The following is a 16,808-nucleotide window of genomic DNA, read 5'->3' on the forward strand; positions in this document are numbered from 1 at the left end:
GTGAGCGCGGCCGGACGAGTCGAACAATCGCGGGGGTGGTGGCAGAGTGGCCCCATGGTGGAGCGGGCAGCGAGAGACCCGTCACTCCCGGACGACTGGCCCGCCGGGCCGGCGGCGATCCTGTCGTTCAACCGCGTGGGCAGCTTCGACTGGGACCTCGACCGCGGGCTGATGCACCTGGACCGCACGGCCCACCAACTGCTCGACCTCGACCCCGACACCTTCGACGGCCGGCCCGCCTCGCTGTCCGGACGCATTCCCCCGATCGACGCACAGCGCCTGGACTCACGGGTCGCCCAGGCCATGAAGGACGGCAGCGCCGGCTACGCCGCCGCCTTCCGCATCCGCCACCGCGACGGCCTGCTGCACTGGGTCCGCACCCACGCCCGCTTCCTGCGCGACACGACCGGCCGCCCCCGCCGGATCGTCGGGATCCTCCGCGACGCCCCCGAAACCGGGGACGGCCCCGCGAACCGCCGGACCAGCATCGTGCAGGTCGCCACCGACGCGCTGGCCCACGCCCGTACCGTCCAGGACGTCATCGACGTCCTCAAGGACACCCGGGGCCTCACCCACCTCGGTGCGACCAGCCTGGTCCTCGGACTGGTGGAAGCCGGCCGCATCCGCCTGGTCGCCGACGGGCCCGCCGGCAGCTTCGTGCCCGCCACCCGGGTCACCCGGGTCGACGAGCCCTACCCGATGAGCGAAGTGGTCCGCACCCTCACCCCCCGGTTCATCGAGTCCGCGGAGGAGTTCGCCGCCTCGTACCCCGTGCTGTGGCCGCACCTCACCGACCTGGAGATCACCTCGGCCGCCTATCTGCCGCTGATCGCCCAGGCCCGGCCCATCGGCGCGCTCGGCCTGCTCTACCACGACCGGTACGGGTTCACCGAGGAGGAGCGCGACATCCTCGTCGCGCTCAGCAGCAGCATCGCCCAGGGCCTGCGGCGGGCGATGTTCTACGAACAGGAGAAGGACCTCGCCACCGGCCTCCAGCGCGCCATGCTGCCCCGCACCATCCCGGCGGTCCCCGGCGCCGACCTCGCGGTCCGCTACCGCTCCGCCTCCCTGGGGCGGGACGTCGGCGGCGACTGGTACGACGTGATCCCGCTGCCCGGCGGGCGGGTCGGGGCGGTCATCGGCGACGTCCAGGGGCACGACACCCACGCCGCCGCCGTCATGGGCCAACTGCGGATCGTGCTGCGCGCCTACGCGGCCGAGGGACACACCCCCGCCACCGTGATGGCCCGGGCCTCCGTCTTCCTCCACGAACTCGACACCGAACGCTTCGCCACCTGTCTGTACGCCGAGGCCGACCTGTCCACCGGAGTCGTCCAACTCGTCCGGGCGGGCCACCTCGACCCGCTGTTGCGGTCCACCGACGGCACCTGCCGACGGCTCCCCGTCGAAGGCGGACTGCCGCTCGGGCTCTCCGCCGAGTTCGGGCGCCTCGCCTACGCGGTGACCACCGTGGAACTCGACCCGGGACAGACCCTGATCCTGTGCACCGACGGGCTGGTGGAGACCCCCGGCGCCGATCTGGACGACGGGCTGATGGCGCTGACCGGCCTCGTCGAGGACGGACCCCGCGACCTGCAACTCCTCGCCGACCGCCTGTGCGCCACCGCGGACGACCGGGGCGGCGACGACGACGTGGCCCTGCTCCTGCTGCGCCGGCTCGGCGTCGGCGCCGCCCAGTCCGGGGGCCGCCTCCAGCAGCGGGTGCCGCCCGGCGACCCCGGTGCCCTGCGCGAGGCGCGCCGGATGATCCGCTCCGCGGTCGCGGCCTGGGGCGCCGCGGACCGGGCCGACGAGATCGAGCTCGTCGCCGACGAACTGATCACCAACGCGCTGATCCACACCGAGGGCCCCACCACGGTCACCCTCCGCGTCCTGTCCGGGGCGGAACGCCGCTTCCGGATCGAGGTCGACGACCCCTCCAGCGCCCTGCCCCGACGCCGGGACGCCGGGGCGGAGGACGCCTCCGGCCGGGGCCTGCTGCTGGTCGACCGGCTCGCCGACGTGTGGGGCGTGGAGTCCCGGGGCGGCGGCAAGTCGGTGTGGACCGAGTTCGCCGTGCCCGGCCGCACCCCACCGCCCTCCCCGGGCGCGGCGGCGGGCTCCGTGTGAGGCTGGGATCATGCCGGAGCTGCCCGAGGTCGAAGCCCTCAAGGGCTTCCTCACCGACCACCTGGTCGGTCACGAGGTCGTCCGGGTGCTGCCCGTCGCGGTGAGCGTCCTGAAGACCTACGACCCGCCCTTGTCCGCCCTGGAAGGCCACACCGTCAACGGGGTCGAACGGCACGGGAAGTTCCTCGACCTCGCCACCGAGGGCGGGCCCCACCTGGTGACCCACCTGGCGCGCGCCGGTTGGCTGTACTGGCGCGAGCGCCTCCCCGACGGGCCGCCCCGCCCGGGCAAGGGCCCCCTCGCGCTGCGGGTCGCCCTGGAGACCGGCGCGGGGTTCGACCTCACCGAGGCCGGCACCCAGAAGCGGCTCGCCGTGTACGTGGTGGACGATCCGCAGCAGGTGCCCGGCATCGCCCGGCTCGGCCCCGACCCCCTCGCCGACGCCTTCGACGAGGCCGCCTTCGCCGCCCTGCTCTCCGGTGAACGCCGCCAGCTCAAGGGTGCCCTGCGCGACCAGAGCCTCATCGCGGGCGTCGGCAACGCCTACAGCGACGAGATCCTGCACGCCGCGAAGATGTCCCCCTTCAAGCTGGCCTCCTCCCTCACCCCCGAGGAGACCGCCACCCTCTACAGTGCCCTGCGCGACACGCTCACCGCGGCGGTCGCCCGCTCGCACGGAATCGCGGCGGGCAAGTTGAAGGCGGAGAAGAAGAGCGCGCTGCGGGTGCACGGCCGCACCGGCGAGCCCTGCCCGGTGTGCGGGGACACCATCCGCGAGGTCTCCTTCCGCGACTCCTCCCTCCAGTACTGTCCGACGTGCCAGACCGGTGGGAAGCCCCTGGCCGACCGCCGGATGTCCCGTCTCCTGCGGTAGCGAGGATCGTCGGGGGGCGTGCACGCGTCTTCGGCGGCTCCGAAGGGCCCTTCGGAACTGACCGGCGCCTGTGATCGAAAGTGCACGCGGTGGATCGACGATTCAGAATCCGGATCCGTTCGCTAGCAAATTATGATCGAAATGGCGATGCATCATAAAGTCGGATTGTCCGATGGTTGTTGATGTTCTTGTGCGGCCAATCATGGAATTGCGACGAATGGTTGACCGTGATGCTGCGTGCGTGTTACCTATGAGGTCGGTCGGCCAAATCCGCCACATCTCTGGGGGAGGGGGTGCCGGGCAGGGGAAACCCCTCTTCCGGGAGCCGCTTTCATTACTTCTTCGCGCTGTCGAGCGCGCATTTCCCGCACCGCTTTTCCCTGTCCGTGCGTGCGGTTTCCATGCATTTCCTGGAGGCGTTGCCACTGCCTCCATGTCCATATGACACAAGGGCAGTTCCCAAGGGAATGGAGGGGATATGGCGACGTCTGTCTCGTATCCCGGAGTTTACATCGAGGAGCTACCGAGCGCGGTGCGCACGATCACCGCGGTGACCACGTCGGTGACGGCGTTCGTGGGGGCGACCCGACGCGGACCCCTCGACGAGGCGGTGACGATCACCAGCTTTGCCGACTTCGAGCGGCAGTACGGCGGCCTGGACGCGAAGAGCCTGTTGAGCTACGCGGTGCAACAGTTCTTCCTGGTCGGCGGTTCGGTCGCGGTCATCGTCCGGGTCGCCAAGGGTGCCGAGCCGGCATCGCGGGACCTGGCGGCGGGCGGCGAGCCGAACGCGCTGACGGTGACCTCGCGGGACGCCAGCGCCTGGGGCAACGGGCTACGGGTCGCGATCGACCCGGGCACGTCCGACGACACCTTCACCGTGCGCGTGCTGGACGCCTCCGGAACGGTGCTGGAGCGGTACCGCGACCTGTCCATGGACCCCGCCGCGCCGCGCTTCGTCGAGGCGGTCGTCAACGAGTCGTCCTTCATCAACACCGAGGCGGCCGGCGAGGCGGTGCCGGACTTCTCCGGCACCGTCTCGGGACCGGTGGACACGCTGCCGGACCTGGCGGACAAGAAGCTCACCGCCACCGTCGACGGCGTCGAGCCCGTCGAGATCACGCTCTACACCGCCGCCGACACCCCACCCGCGTCCCTGACCGGGCTCGGTCTCCTGCTGGAGCGCACCCTCCGAAGCGCGTCGCCCGACCGGGCCTTCACCCGGGCCGACGTCGACGTGACCGGCCAGCGGCTACAGGTGCTGGCCGGCACGGCGGGCGCCACGATGACGCTCACCGGCGAGGTGGCGAACCTGCTCGGCCTGACCGCCGCGCGCCCGACCGCCTACCCGTTGACGGGCGGAAACGACGGCGTCCCGCCGACCGACGCGGAGTTCCGCGGCAGCGAGGCGGACAAGACGGGAGTGCACGCGCTGCGGGAGGTGCAGGACGTCAACCTGCTCTGCCTCCCCGACCTGGCCGGACCCGACTACACCGGCGATCCGATCAGCGTGATCACCACTGCGGAGGAGCTCTGCGAGGACAAGCGGATGCTCCTGATCGTCGACAGCCCGCCGGAGTGGACTGGCATCGAGCAGGCCCGTGCCGGACTGGCGACCTACGACGCGGTCCGCAGCGACCACGCGGCGCTGTACTTCCCGCACATCACGCTGACCGACCCGCTCACCGGACGACTGCGCACGTTCCCGCCGTCGGGAGCGGTCGCCGGGCTGATGGCCAGGACCGACGCGGAACGCGGCGTGTGGAAGGCGCCCGCCGGCACCGACGTGCGGCTGACCGGCGTCCGCTCGATGAGCGTCAGGATGTCCGATGCCGAGAACGGACTGCTCAACCCGCTCGGGGTGAACTGCCTACGGACCTTCCCCGTCGTCGGCCCGGTGATCTGGGGCGCACGCACCCTCCTCGGCGCGGACGTGCTCGCCTCGGAGTGGAAGTACGTCCCGGTTCGACGGCTGGCGTTCATGCTTGAGGAGAGCCTGTACCGGGGCCTGAAGTGGGTGGTGTTCGAACCGAACGACGAACCGTTGTGGGGCCAGATCCGACTGAACGTGGGCGCCTTCATGCACAACCTGTTCACCCAAGGCGCGTTCCAGGGCACGGCGTCGCGCGAAGCCTACTTCGTGAAGTGCGACAAGGAGACCACGACCCAGGACGACGTCAACCGCGGCATCGTCAACGTGATCGTCGGTTTCGCACCGCTGAAGCCGGCCGAGTTCGTCGTGGTGAAGATCGAACAGATGGCGGGCCGGATCGAGGCATGAGGAATCACCATGGCTGAGTTCACCGTGAACGCGCAGCGGTTCGACCCCTACAAGAACTTCAAGTTCCTGGTGCTCTGGGACGGCAAGACCGTCGCCGGATGCAGCAAGATCAGCCCGCTGAAGAGGACCACCGAAGTCGTCAAGCACCGCAACGGCGGCGATCCCAACTCACCGCGGAAATCCGCCGGCCGCACCGAGTTCGAGGCGATCACCATCGAACGCGGCGTCACCCACGACCCGGAGTTCGACCGCTGGGCGAACAAGGTCTGGATGGTCGGCCAGGGCCTCGGGAACGAGTCCTCGCTCAAGGACTTCCGCAAGGACATCGTGATCCAGGTCCTCAACGAGGCCGGCCAGGTGGCGCTCGCGTACAAGGTGTACCGGGCGTTCCCGTCTGAGTACCAGGTGCTCGGCGAGATGGACGCCAACGCGAACGCGGTGGCGATCCAGCACCTGAAGCTGGAGTGCGAGGGCTGGGAACGGGACCTGGAAGTCGCCGAGCCGGACGAGCCGTCCTACCAGGTTCCGTAAGGCGCGCGGTGGCTTCCCCGACGGACATGCTCGCCGCCTGGGAGATCGGGCTCGCGCTGCCCGCCTCCTCGCTCCAGCGGACGGTGCTGCTGCACGCACTCGCCAGGCCCGGTCAGGAGGCAGCTGAACTCCTCGGCGTCCCGGTCGGCACCCGCGACGCCGAACTGCTGGACCTGCGCATCGCACTCTTCGGCGAAGTCCTGTCGGTTCGGATCGACTGCCCCGAGTGCGGGGCGGAATTGGAGTTCGACGTCGACGCGACCGGCCTGGCAGCCCCCGCGCCCCGGACCGAACCGGAACCGCTGACCGAGGGCGACTGGACCGTTCGGTTCCGGCTGGTCACCTCGGCCGACCTGCTCGCGGTGCGGGATGGGGCCGCCGGGGACCGACGACGGGAACTCGCGGCCCGGCTGGTGCTCGATGCACGGCGCGGTGGCCGAGCGGTGCGCGGGGACCGGCTGCCGGAGCGCATCGTGCACCTGCTCGCCGAGGCGGTGGCGACGGCGGATCCCGCGGCCGACATCTCGTTCGCCCTGGAGTGCCCGGACTGCGCCGCACGGATGCGGACCCCACTCGACGCCGCGACCTACCTGTGGGACGAGCTCGACTCATGGGCCCGCACGACGCTCGCCGACGTGCACGCACTGGCGTCGAGCTACGGGTGGACCGAACCCGACGTGCTGGCGCTGTCACCGCTGCGTCGCCGCTACTACCTGGAGCTGGCCGGACATGGCTGAGACACGGACGCCGGACCTGTTCGACCGGCTGCTCACCCGCACGGCAACGCCCGGCCGGCCGGACGAGGTGGTGCCACTGGCACGACCGCGCACGGCGATGCCGTTCGAGCGGCTGCCGCCCGCGGCGCCGACCGAGACCGAGGCCGAGATCGACGCCGCCCCGTCGCGGCCGGTACCGGAGGCATCGCAGGCACCGCGGGCCACGGCGCGGTCCGGTCCGCGGGAGGCGCTGCCGGAGCCGGCGTCGGTGCTGCACCGGATCGAGCGGACCGTGCGGTCGATCGAGACGGTGCGCACGTCACCCCCCGGGGCGCCGGCCGTGGCGGGGGCGGTCGCACCCGTGGTCCTGCGGAGCATCGTGGAGCGGGTGGCGCCGGCGCCGGCCGTGGCGACGGAGCCCGTCGAACGGTCCGCCTCCCCGCGGCCGGTCGCGCAGCCGCAGCCATGGTCCGCCCGCCCCCCGGCCGCCGCACGGACGGCGGCCGCGGCACGTGCACCGGTACTCCCGGCCGCCGGCTCCGCCCGGCGGCACGAGGCGCGGACCCCTCCGGCTCCGCCCCCGGTCCGGGTCAGCATCGGCCGGCTCGAAGTGACCACGGCGACGCGGGAACCGAGGCCGGAACGACGCGACCGGAGCGGACGGCCCGAGCCGGTCGTCGCACTGGACGCCTTCCTCAACCGGCAGGAGGCGACGTGAGCAACTACCTGGCGATCGCCCAGGCCACCGAGGCGCTGCGCGGCCTGCTGGCCCGCTCCGTGCAGTCCGACGTGCCCTACGCCGTGCAGGTGGAGGCGCGCAAGCCGCCGAGCGAGCCGATGACCGAGCCGGTCATCACGGTCTTCTGCTACCGGATCACCCCCAACGCGTCCCGGCGCAACGCCGACACGCCCACCCGGGACGGCGACGGACGACTGCTGCGGACCCCCACGGCGGCGTACGACCTGCACTACCTGATCAGCTGCTACGGCAACGAAGCCCAGCTGGTGCCGCAGGCCCTGCTGGGCTCGGTGGCGCGCACGCTGCACGAACAGCCGGCGCTCTCCGCACGGGACCTGGAGGACGCCGCCGGGCAGGTCTTCCTGGCCGGTGCGGACCTGGCCGCCTCCCCGCAGGCGGTCCGGCTGACGCCGTCGAAGATGGACCTCGACGACCTGTCGAAGCTGTGGTCGATGCTGATCCAGACGCCCTACACACCGTCGATCGCGTTCGAGGCCTCGCTGGTCCTGCTGGAGAGCCGGCGGACGCCGGCCGTCGGCCGCCCGGTGCGGGAGCACCGGGTCCGGGTGGTCCCGGGACGGCGGCCGGTGGTCGAGGAACTGCGCAGCCGCCCGGCCGCCTCGGACACCGAACCGCGCTCCGGCCCGGTACCGGTGGGCCACGAAGTGGTGCTGACCGGGCACGACCTGAACGGCGAGGGGGTCACGGTCGACGTCGGCGGCGCGCTGGTGGAACCGTCCGTGGTCGACGACGGTCGGGTGGTGTTCACCCCGCCGGTCGGCCTGGCCCCGGGAGCGCACCCGGTACGGGTGCTGCACCGGATCGCGCTCGGCGACACGGTCCGGATCCTCGACTCGAACAGGGTCGCCATGGCGCGGCAGGCCACCGTGACCGCCGCCCGGGTCACCAACGGCGAGGTGGTGGCCGCCCTGGACGTCGCGGTCGGCGACCGGCAGCGGGTGTCGGTGCTGCTGGACGAGTTGGACGGGTCCGTCGGCCATCGGTTCGACGCGCCGTACCCCCTCCCCGGACCGCGGGACCCGAGGGAGGTCGAGGTCGTGACGGAGGGCGTCGCCGCCGGCACCTATCTGCTCCGGATCCGGATCGACGGGGTCGACACGGCGGTCGGCGAGGACCTGCGCACGCCGGCGGTGGAGTTCTGATGGACGCCGGGCACCAGACCGACGCGGCGGTCATGTCCACGGCCACGGCCGAGGTCCTCGCGCGCCTCGACGCCCATGCGAGGACCACCACCGACACCGCCGCGGACGTCGCTGACGGACGGTCGCGGCGTCGGTCCCGACACCCGGCGGCGGAGTCCCGGCGGGCCGACGCCCACCCGAGCGATGACGGGGCCCGGAAGGGCGGCCCCGGCGGGGCGGCGCACGGCGAAGGCTCACTGGCGACGCTGGTCGCCTGCTTCGGACTGACCCCGTTCGAACGGGACCTGCTGGTGCTGTGCGCGGCGATGGAACTGGGACCGACGGCGGCGGCGCGCTGTGCGGCGGCGAGCGGACGGCAGTTCCCGACCTTCTCCCTGGCCCTGGCCGCCCTGGCCGAGCCGCACTGGAGCGCGCTGACGCCGGACGCCCCGCTGCGCCGGTACCGGCTCGTCGAGGTCGCCGACGACGGAGCGTTGACCACCGCGCGGCTGCGGATCGACGAGCGGGTGCTGCACTTCCTGCTGGGCGTGCCCCAGATCGAGCCGCAGGTACAGGGCCTGGTCTCGCGCACCGCCGCGCCCGGCCGGTTGCCGGAGTCGCAAGCGCGACTGGCCGGGGAGTTGGCGGAAGCGGTCAGCGCCGACGGCGTGGCGGCGCTGTCCGGCGGCGATCCGCAGACCCGGCGCGACGTGGTGGTCACCGCGGCGCGCGCGGCCGGATTCGGGACGTTCGCGCTGTCGGCCGCCGACCTGCCGGCCGAACCCGCGGACCGCGTGGCGCTGGCCCGGCTGTGGGAACGCGAGGCGGTGCTGCTGCCGGCAGCCCTGCTGGTCGAGGTGCCCGACCCGGCGAAGGCGCCGGCGGCAGAGGCGTTCGTGGCGATGCTCGGGGTCCCGGTGGTGCTGTCCAGCCAGGATCCGCTCCCCGCCCCCACGGCGCAGCGCGCGCACCTGGTCGTCGCGCCGCTGGACCAGGGCGAGCAGCGCGGGTTGTGGCGCGACGCGCTGGACGGCCACGGCGACGACGCCGACGTGGCGGCCCTCGTGGCGCAGTTCAGCCTGCCCGGACACGTGATCCGGGCCGCCGGCGCCCTCGCCCGCGAGGTGGGCGGCGATCTCCGGGCGGCGGCCTGGCGCGCGGGCCTGGCGCATGCGCGGATCGCGCTCGACGAACTCGGCCGCCGAGTGGAGTCCCGGGCCGGCTGGGACGACCTGGTGGTGCCGGAACGGCAGCGCGGCATCCTCCACGAGATCGTCGCGCACGTGCGGCAGCGCGCGACCGTCTACCAGGACTGGGGCTTCGAGGACGTGTTGCGGCGCGGGCTCGGCGTCACCGCCCTGTTCGCCGGCAGCAGCGGCACCGGCAAGACGCTGGCCGCCGAGGTGGTGGCGGGCGAACTCGGGCTGGACCTGTTCGTCATCGACCTCTCCCAGGTGGTCAGCAAGTACATCGGCGAGACCGAGAAGAACCTGCGCCGGGTCTTCGACGCGGCCGAACGCGGGGGCGCGGTGCTGCTCTTCGACGAGGCGGACGCACTCTTCGGCAAGCGCAGCGAGGTGAAGGACTCGCACGACCGGTACGCGAACCTTGAGGTCAGCTATCTGCTGATGCGGATGGAGTCGTACCGGGGCCTGGCGATCCTGACCACGAACCAGAAGAAGTCCCTGGACCAGGCGTTCCTGCGGCGACTGCGGTTCGTGGTGGACTTCCCGTTCCCGAACCAGGCCGAGCGGGCCGAGATCTGGCGGCGGGTGATCCCGCCCCGGGCCCCGGTCGACGGGGTCGAGGTCGAGCGGCTGGCCCAACTGACGGTGGCGGGCGGCAGCATCCGGAACATCGCGCTGTCGGCCGCCTTCCTGGCCGCCGACGAGGGCACCGCGCTGCGGATGCGGCATCTGCTCGCCGCCGCGCACACCGAGTACGTCAAGTTCGAGCGCTCGGTGACGCCGACGGAGGTGGCCGGGTGGGTGTGAGCCTGCACGTGGACGAGTTGGTGATCCGCGGCGTCGAGGGCGTGCGACCGGTCGATGCCGACAGGATCGCGGGTGCCTTCACCCGCGAGCTCACCCGGCTGCTGACCGAGCAGCCGCCGGCCGCGGAGGCCGTGTCGTACGAGGTGGTGAGCGGTCTGCGGCCGCTGCCCGCGACCACCTCCGCACGCCGCCTCGGGCGGGAGCTGGCGCGTGCGGTGCACCGGGAGCTGGTGCGATGAGCGGCGTCACGCGGGTGCGGCAGCAGCAGCCGGAGCCACCGCGCCGCACGCGCGCGAAGCGGTCGGCACCGCTGTGGGACGCCTGGGCGCGACGCACGCCGCCGGCGCCGCAGGAGGTGCTCGCGCGGGCGGGCAAGCCGCTGGAACCCGGAGTCGGACGGCTGATGGAGGAGTGGCTGGGCCACGACTTCAGCGCGGTCCGCATCCACAGCGACCGGGACGCGGCGGTGCTGGCCGAGACGGTCGGCGCGGACGCGGTGGCGGTGGGCCGGGACATCTTCTTCGCCGCGGGCGCGTACCGCCCGGAGACTGCTCAGGGCTTGCGGCTGCTCGCGCACGAACTCCTGCACACGGTGCAGGTGCCGGACGCGCCCGGCCGGCTGCGGCTCGGCCGGCAGGACGGCGCGCTCAGCCGGCCCCTGGACGGGGTCGAGCGCGAGGCCGAGGAGCGGGTGAACCGCGCTGCGGACGACCGGGCGGCCGGGGGCAAGTCCGCCGGGGTCGGCGAACGGGAGGCGCGGGGGCGGGGCGCGCAGCCGGTGTCCTGGCTGCGGTTCGTCAGCGTCGACGTCTCCCAGATGCGGGCCGAGCAACTGGATCCGGCGACGCTGGTCGACCGGATCGTCGCCGGGGTGGTGCGCACGCTGCACGGCGATCCGGCGGACGCCGCGGGGCGGGTGCGGCAGCAACTGGTACGGCTGGCGCCGGAACTGCGCTCCGCCGTGCTGACCCGGCTGCGGCAGCGGCTGCCCTCGCCCGAGTGCCTCCGGGTCGAGCGGCTGGTGGCCGAGGCCGAGACGCCCGCGGGCACCCCGGTCGGCGCCGCCACCGTACCGGAACCCGTGGTGGAGCCGGCCGAGCGGGAGCGGACCGAACGGCGCGACCTGGCCGAGCGGGAGGCGGGCGACGAGCGGGGCCGGGCGGACCGGGAGCGCGACGGCGCCGAGGAGCAGCGGCAGCACGCGCAGGACCGGGAGCGGACCGACGAGGGCACGGCCGAGGAGGCCGAGCGGAAGCAGCAGGACATCGAGCGCGAGAAGGAGGCGGCGCTCGACCGCAAGCGCGGCGAGGAAGCGGACGAGCAGGACGAGCGCGGCCGCGAGGACGAGGAGCGTCGCAGTGCCGCCGAGAAGGGCGAGGAGGCGGAGCCGGAAGTCGGGGAGCACGCTGCCGGGGGCCGGCCCGCTTCGGCGGAGGCACCGGTGGGCGGTGCGGCCACACCGTCGACGGCGGCCCCGTCCGGAGCGGGAGTGGACGGCGCCGGGCCGGAGGTGATCGTCGGGGCCCAGGTCGCCACGGCCGCACCCGTCGGCAGCGCCGGAACGGACCCGGTGCGCGAGGACCGCGCGGAGGCGGTCGCGAACGACCCGCAGGGCCCGTTGGCCAAGCACGGGCTGGCGAAGGAGCCGGACGGACGGAACGAACCACCGGAGCAGGAGAAGCCCCTCCACACCGAGGCCGGCGCGGAGTCCGAGGTGCCGGCGCCGGACGCGGCCGCCGACCCCGAACCGCCGCAGCGGGCCGTCGAGGGCGCCGAACACGCGGCGGGTGCGGACGGGCCGGCACCGGATCCGGTGCCCAAGACCGACCCGGACCTGTCCGCGGTGCCCGCCGTGGACGAGGAACTGACGGCCGCCCAGGGAAGTGCGCCACCGAAGCCGCGGGAGCTCCCGAGTCTGCCCGCACCGCCACCGGTCGAGGCCGAACCCCAGGATCCGGACCGCGTCGAGAAGGCCGAACGGGCCGCCGAGCCGGAGTGGGAACGCGCCGACGCGCAGGCCCCGGAGGACCGGGCGGTCGAGGCCGAAGGCGAACGGACCGCGTCCGACACGCCGCCGGCGACGTCCGCGGTCGAGGCCACCGTGCCCCCGGGCGCCCCCGAAGGGCCGGCCGCCGCGGACCCGGTTCCACCGGCGTCGGTCGCCCCGGCTCCGGCCGAACCCCCAGCCACCGGGAACCCCGTCGACCCGGCGACCGAACCGCGGCCGACCGGCGGGGAAGCGGACGGCGTCGCCCCGGCCCCCCTCGGCGCGCCGGCCGGAGCGGGGGGCCCGGCCACGCCCGTCCCGGAGGAACCACGACCGGCCGAACCGATGCCGGGCGATCCCCCGCTCGCGGATGCGGCAGCCGCACCCGGCGCGGGCCCGGGGGCAGCGCAGTCGGCGCCCGGGCAGCCGGGAGCCGGCGGGGGCGCCCCCGGCGTCGGCGCCGAAGGATCGTTGGAGACCGGCGGCGGCGGATGCGCCGGAGCGCCGACCGCCACGACGGAGGCCGATGCCCAAGGCGGCGACGGCGGAGGCGGTTGCGGAGGCGGTGCGCCGGCGGCCCCGGCGGCCCCCGCGGAGAAGGAGGCGGACGCCCCGCCGGACGTCACCGACCGGGAGCCGGCGGCGGCGCTCGCGACGATCTCGTCCCAGCCACCGGCTCGGATCCCCCAGGCACTCGGCGGCGTCGACCGGGCAGTGAGCAGCACGGTCGGCAGGGAGCACCGGGACCTCCAGGACGCTCCGCCCACGCTCCTACGTCCGAGCGGCGCACCTCGGACCCGGGCGGGCGCCCCGTCGACCGGTGCGCCGGTGTCCACCGCGGTCGAACCGATGACGGAGGTGACCCCGCAGACGCTGGCCGAGCAGCGCAGGGCCGACCCGCCGCCGACCGCCGACACCCCGAACCCCGCGACCCGGGTCAAGGCCCCCCTCGTGGCCGGCGGCAACGAGGAGAAGGCCGGTGCCGAGGAGATCCAGCAACTGCAGGGCGCGGTCAACGGCGTACCCACCAGCGACGACCGGCTCCACACCACCGTCGGCGCCGCCCCCACGGTCACGCTCGCGGGCGCCACCGATCCGGCCCTCGCCGACGAGCAGCGTCGACAGACCGAGGACCGCATCCACCGGACGCACGTGCTCGGCCGGCAGGACGCGGCCGTCGGGCTCGGCGAGGACCAGATCCATCCGGACGTGCCCGGTGAGACGCTCACCGCCTCGGTGCCCGACCGCGCGCCCGCCGGCGGCGCGCCCGCCACGGCCGGCGGTCCGGGCGCGGGCGGAACGGATCCGGACACCGTGTCGGCAGTCGCCGTCCAGGAACGCGGCCCGCAGATCCGGGCCGGGTTCGCCGACGGTCAGGGCCGGATGGGCCGGGCCCGGCAGGACAAGCAGACCCGGTCCGACCAGGCGGAGACGGACAACCGGGAGCGGGTCCGGCAGACGATCGCGGAGAACGCCGACCAGCAGGCCGCCGTGCGCCAGGAGGCCCGCGAGGACGCCGCCGGAAAACGCGGCGAGTGGCGTGACGAGCAGGACGCGGCGGTCGAGGACAACACCACGACCGCCACCGAGGCGCATGGGAAGGCCCGCGAGGACACCAGCGCGAAGAAGACCGACACCGATGCCGAGATCGAGAAGCGCAAGAACGCCGACGACGAGCGGATCGAGGGGGAGCGCAAGGCCGCCGAGGAGAAGGCCCGCAAGGAGCGCGAGGCCGCGAAGGAGGAGTCCTCCGGCTGGTGGGGCTGGGTCAAGTCCAAGGTCAAGGCCGCGTTCGACGCGCTCGTCTCGGCGATCAGAGGTCTGTTCGACCTGGCGGTCAAGGCGATCAACGCGATCAAGGAAGGCTTCAAGAAGGCGGTCAACGGCCTGATCGACCTGGCCGCACGGGCGATCACCGGCATCATCAAGGCCCTCGCGAACGCCCTGTTGGCCGTGGTGAGCGTGATCGGCACGGTCTTCCCCGGCATCGCGGAGAGGATGCGCAAGGCGATCGTCTCCCTGCGCGACGCGGCGATCGCCAGGGTGCAGCGGTTCGCCGACCGACTGAAGAAGGCGGTCAACGCACTCGTCGACGCCTTGGCCGGAGCTCTGGTCGCGGTCCTGCGGCTGTACGAGAAGCTGCTGCTCGCGGCGGTGGAGGTGGTCCGCGGCGCGGTGACGGCGGCGATCGCGTTCGTCGAGTCGGCGATCAAGGTCCTGGGCGAGCTCGCGGCACTGGTCAAGGACATCGCGCCGGACCCGCTCGGCTGGGTCCGCAACTTCGGCACCGCGGCCAAGGAAGGCGTCCGCACCTTCCTCTGGGGCGCCGTCAAGACCGCGGTCAAGGAGTGGTTCAACGCCAAGGTCGAGTCCGTGGTCGGCGTCGGCAAGCTGCTGTGGAACGTGCTGGTCAAGGGCTGCATGTCGGTCGCGCAGATCGGCCGGATGGCGTGGCAGGCCATCGTGAGGTCATTGCCCGCGATGATCGTCTCGATCGTCATCGAGAAACTCGTCGGCCTTCTCGTCCCAGCGGTCGGGGGCATCATCGCGATCGCGCAGGGCGTGATGGCGGCCTACCAGAGCGCGAGCCGGATCATCGCCGCGCTCAGCGCGTTCCTGACCTTCGCCAAAGCGGTGAAGACGGGGGGCGTCGCTGCCGCCTGCCTGTTCGCGAAGGCGGTCGCGAGCGGCGCGGTGGCGCTGTTGGACTTCATCGCCAACTTCCTGATGGCGCGGATCGCGGGCGCGCTGAAGGGCGTCGGCGTGAAGCTCAAGGGCATCGCCGAGAAGATCATGAAGGGCCTCGGTCGGGGGGCCCGCGGGGTCAGGAAGGCCGCCGGCCGGGCGGTCAACGCCGCCCGCCAACAGCTGCGGCGCGGGGTCGCGGCGGTCAGGCGCGGTGCCGTCGCCACCGCCGGCGCGGTCAGGCGCGGCCTCACCACGGGTGCGCGGGCGGTTCGTTCGGGTGCCCGCCGGGTGGGCGCAGCCGCCGGGAGCGGCCTGCGCGGGGCGGCCCGGGGGGCACGCCGTGCGGCCGGCGCGGTCGGTCGGGTGGTCGCGCCCGCACTGAAGGCGGTCAACCGGACGCTCAAGCGACTGGGCGGCCGGCTCTCGCGCAGCGGGCTCGGCCGCGCGCTGAAGGCGAGCGCCGGCAAGTTGAAGGGCTTGGTGGCCAAGGGCAGGCAGAAGTTCAGGGACTGGCGCAAGGCGGTCGCCGACCGCAGCAGGCAGAACCGCCGGGACAAGAAGGGGCACGGGGAGTCCAAGGACGCCCGACTAGCCCGCATCGTGGAGCGGATCAGGCCGATCGTCCGCGGCAGCCTGGGGAAGGGCATCCGCTCCAGGTTGCTTCGAGCCTTGCTCGCCGGCCTGCGGGCGTGGTACCGGATCACCGGCCTCGCCCGCGAGGGCAGCGACGCGTTCCGGGTTCGTGCGTGGCTCAATCCGAGCCGACCTGTGATCGACGGTGTCCCCGCGGACTTCGCCAACCGGCTGCTGCACTTCATCCACCAACTCGGCGCCGAGATCGCGGAGGAGGCGGCGCGCCGGGCCGGAAGCATGACGGACGCCCATGGCGAACCGGTCAAACTCGGTGAGTCGGGCATCGACGTGCAGGCAGCGATGCGTGCTCAGCCGACGAAGGGCCCGCGAGGGACGAACGTCATGAGTTACACGACGGACGACGGAAAGACCATCGACGTCCATTCGATTCAGATGATGGGGCCGAGGACGAACCCGCACGCGACCGATCCGAGCAATCAGCTCGTCGGCTGGACGGTCGAGAGGGACGGTAAACCGATCCGCAAGTATCTGAGCTATCCGGATTTCGACAGATTGCTTCAAAGAATGACACCCGAACAGCGTTCGAGTATCGCCCGTCACGCCGGTCAGGCGATGCAGGGGAAGGTGACGTCTGGTCTGAGCGGCACGAACGGCGTGGAGTTGGTCCAGTGGTTCGTCCACCAGGAAGGCAGACGCTCACCGGCGACGTTCGTGACCGGTGCCATGTCGGTGGATCTCGCAGCGCGTGGGAAGAGGGATCTGCTTGAGGTGGCGGCCGAGCACCCGATGCGCCCGGTCGGGGCGAAGAAGACCTCTGAGCGTTTGAGTTCCCACCTGGGGGACGTCGAGGCGCACCGGCAGGACACCGCTTCGGGGCGTCGGCCGCGAGACCTGACGTCCGGGCGGAAGCCGGACCAGATGCGCCGTCGGGAGCTCGCGATCCTGCGGAGCTGGCTCAAGCACACCGCGGGACTGGAGGCATGGGTGCGCACGCTCGACAACGTCGACTTCACGGACAAGGCTTCAGCCGATGCCAAGTTGGAGTACCTCAAGAGGGAAATCCGAGAACGCATGTTCAAAGCTTGGGGTATCGACCCGGCTTCACGCCGGAGTGATTGACATGCCAGGAGTA

Annotated in this window: 10 protein-coding genes; all 10 read left to right on the top strand. The window is 73.0% G+C overall.

The window, feature by feature from the left end:
* Window positions 1-54: 54 nt before the first annotated feature.
* The 10 genes from ACSMX9_RS28145 to ACSMX9_RS28190 all read left to right on the top strand — a co-directional run bounded on the left by ACSMX9_RS28145 (window position 55) and on the right by ACSMX9_RS28190 (window position 16,795).
* Window positions 55-2,130, top strand: a complete 2,076-nt coding sequence (locus ACSMX9_RS28145; RefSeq protein ID WP_366113957.1) for a SpoIIE family protein phosphatase — start codon at window positions 55-57, stop codon at window positions 2,128-2,130.
* A 10-nt stretch (window positions 2,131-2,140) separates the two neighbouring features.
* Window positions 2,141-3,004, top strand: coding sequence for an Fpg/Nei family DNA glycosylase (locus tag ACSMX9_RS28150; RefSeq protein WP_445398198.1), 864 nt, complete (start codon window positions 2,141-2,143; stop codon window positions 3,002-3,004).
* 478 nt (window positions 3,005-3,482) lie between these two features.
* The gene (locus tag ACSMX9_RS28155; RefSeq protein WP_445398200.1) at window positions 3,483-5,285 is read left to right on the top strand and encodes a phage tail sheath family protein; all 1,803 of its coding nucleotides are present in this window, start codon (window positions 3,483-3,485) and stop codon (window positions 5,283-5,285) included.
* 9 nt (window positions 5,286-5,294) lie between these two features.
* The gene (locus ACSMX9_RS28160; RefSeq protein WP_351241713.1) at window positions 5,295-5,816 is read left to right on the top strand and encodes a phage tail protein; all 522 of its coding nucleotides are present in this window, start codon (window positions 5,295-5,297) and stop codon (window positions 5,814-5,816) included.
* Window positions 5,817-5,824: 8 nt separating this feature from the next.
* Window positions 5,825-6,553, top strand: a complete 729-nt coding sequence (locus ACSMX9_RS28165; protein WP_445398202.1) for a T4 family baseplate hub assembly chaperone — start codon at window positions 5,825-5,827, stop codon at window positions 6,551-6,553.
* Window positions 6,546-7,250, top strand: a complete 705-nt coding sequence (locus ACSMX9_RS28170; RefSeq protein WP_445398204.1) for a hypothetical protein — start codon at window positions 6,546-6,548, stop codon at window positions 7,248-7,250. Before ACSMX9_RS28165 ends, ACSMX9_RS28170 begins: the two co-directional genes overlap by 8 nt.
* On the top strand, window positions 7,247-8,434 hold the full coding sequence (locus tag ACSMX9_RS28175; protein ID WP_445398206.1) for a DUF4255 domain-containing protein: 1,188 nt from the start codon (window positions 7,247-7,249) through the stop codon (window positions 8,432-8,434). The genes ACSMX9_RS28170 and ACSMX9_RS28175 overlap by 4 nt, the downstream gene beginning before the upstream one ends.
* Window positions 8,434-10,407, top strand: a complete 1,974-nt coding sequence (locus ACSMX9_RS28180) for an AAA family ATPase (RefSeq protein WP_445398208.1) — start codon at window positions 8,434-8,436, stop codon at window positions 10,405-10,407. The genes ACSMX9_RS28175 and ACSMX9_RS28180 overlap by 1 nt, the downstream gene beginning before the upstream one ends.
* Complete coding sequence (locus ACSMX9_RS28185) at window positions 10,404-10,646, top strand: hypothetical protein (RefSeq protein ID WP_445398210.1); 243 nt, start codon at window positions 10,404-10,406, stop codon at window positions 10,644-10,646. Before ACSMX9_RS28180 ends, ACSMX9_RS28185 begins: the two co-directional genes overlap by 4 nt.
* Window positions 10,643-16,795: an eCIS core domain-containing protein gene (locus ACSMX9_RS28190; protein WP_445398212.1), complete on the top strand. Its 6,153-nt coding sequence runs from the start codon at window positions 10,643-10,645 to the stop codon at window positions 16,793-16,795. Before ACSMX9_RS28185 ends, ACSMX9_RS28190 begins: the two co-directional genes overlap by 4 nt.
* Window positions 16,796-16,808 lie beyond the last annotated feature (13 nt).

Source organism: Streptomyces sp. LE64, assembly GCF_052606915.1.

Coding starts and splice junctions, on each gene's coding strand:
- ACSMX9_RS28180 (WP_445398208.1), top strand. CDS start 8,434: ATGGACGCCGGGCACCAGACCGACGCGGCGGTCATGTCCACGGCCACG.
- ACSMX9_RS28160 (WP_351241713.1), top strand. CDS start 5,295: ATGGCTGAGTTCACCGTGAACGCGCAGCGGTTCGACCCCTACAAGAAC.
- ACSMX9_RS28150 (WP_445398198.1), top strand. CDS start 2,141: ATGCCGGAGCTGCCCGAGGTCGAAGCCCTCAAGGGCTTCCTCACCGAC.
- ACSMX9_RS28190 (WP_445398212.1), top strand. CDS start 10,643: ATGAGCGGCGTCACGCGGGTGCGGCAGCAGCAGCCGGAGCCACCGCGC.
- ACSMX9_RS28145 (WP_366113957.1), top strand. CDS start 55: ATGGTGGAGCGGGCAGCGAGAGACCCGTCACTCCCGGACGACTGGCCC.
- ACSMX9_RS28170 (WP_445398204.1), top strand. CDS start 6,546: ATGGCTGAGACACGGACGCCGGACCTGTTCGACCGGCTGCTCACCCGC.
- ACSMX9_RS28155 (WP_445398200.1), top strand. CDS start 3,483: ATGGCGACGTCTGTCTCGTATCCCGGAGTTTACATCGAGGAGCTACCG.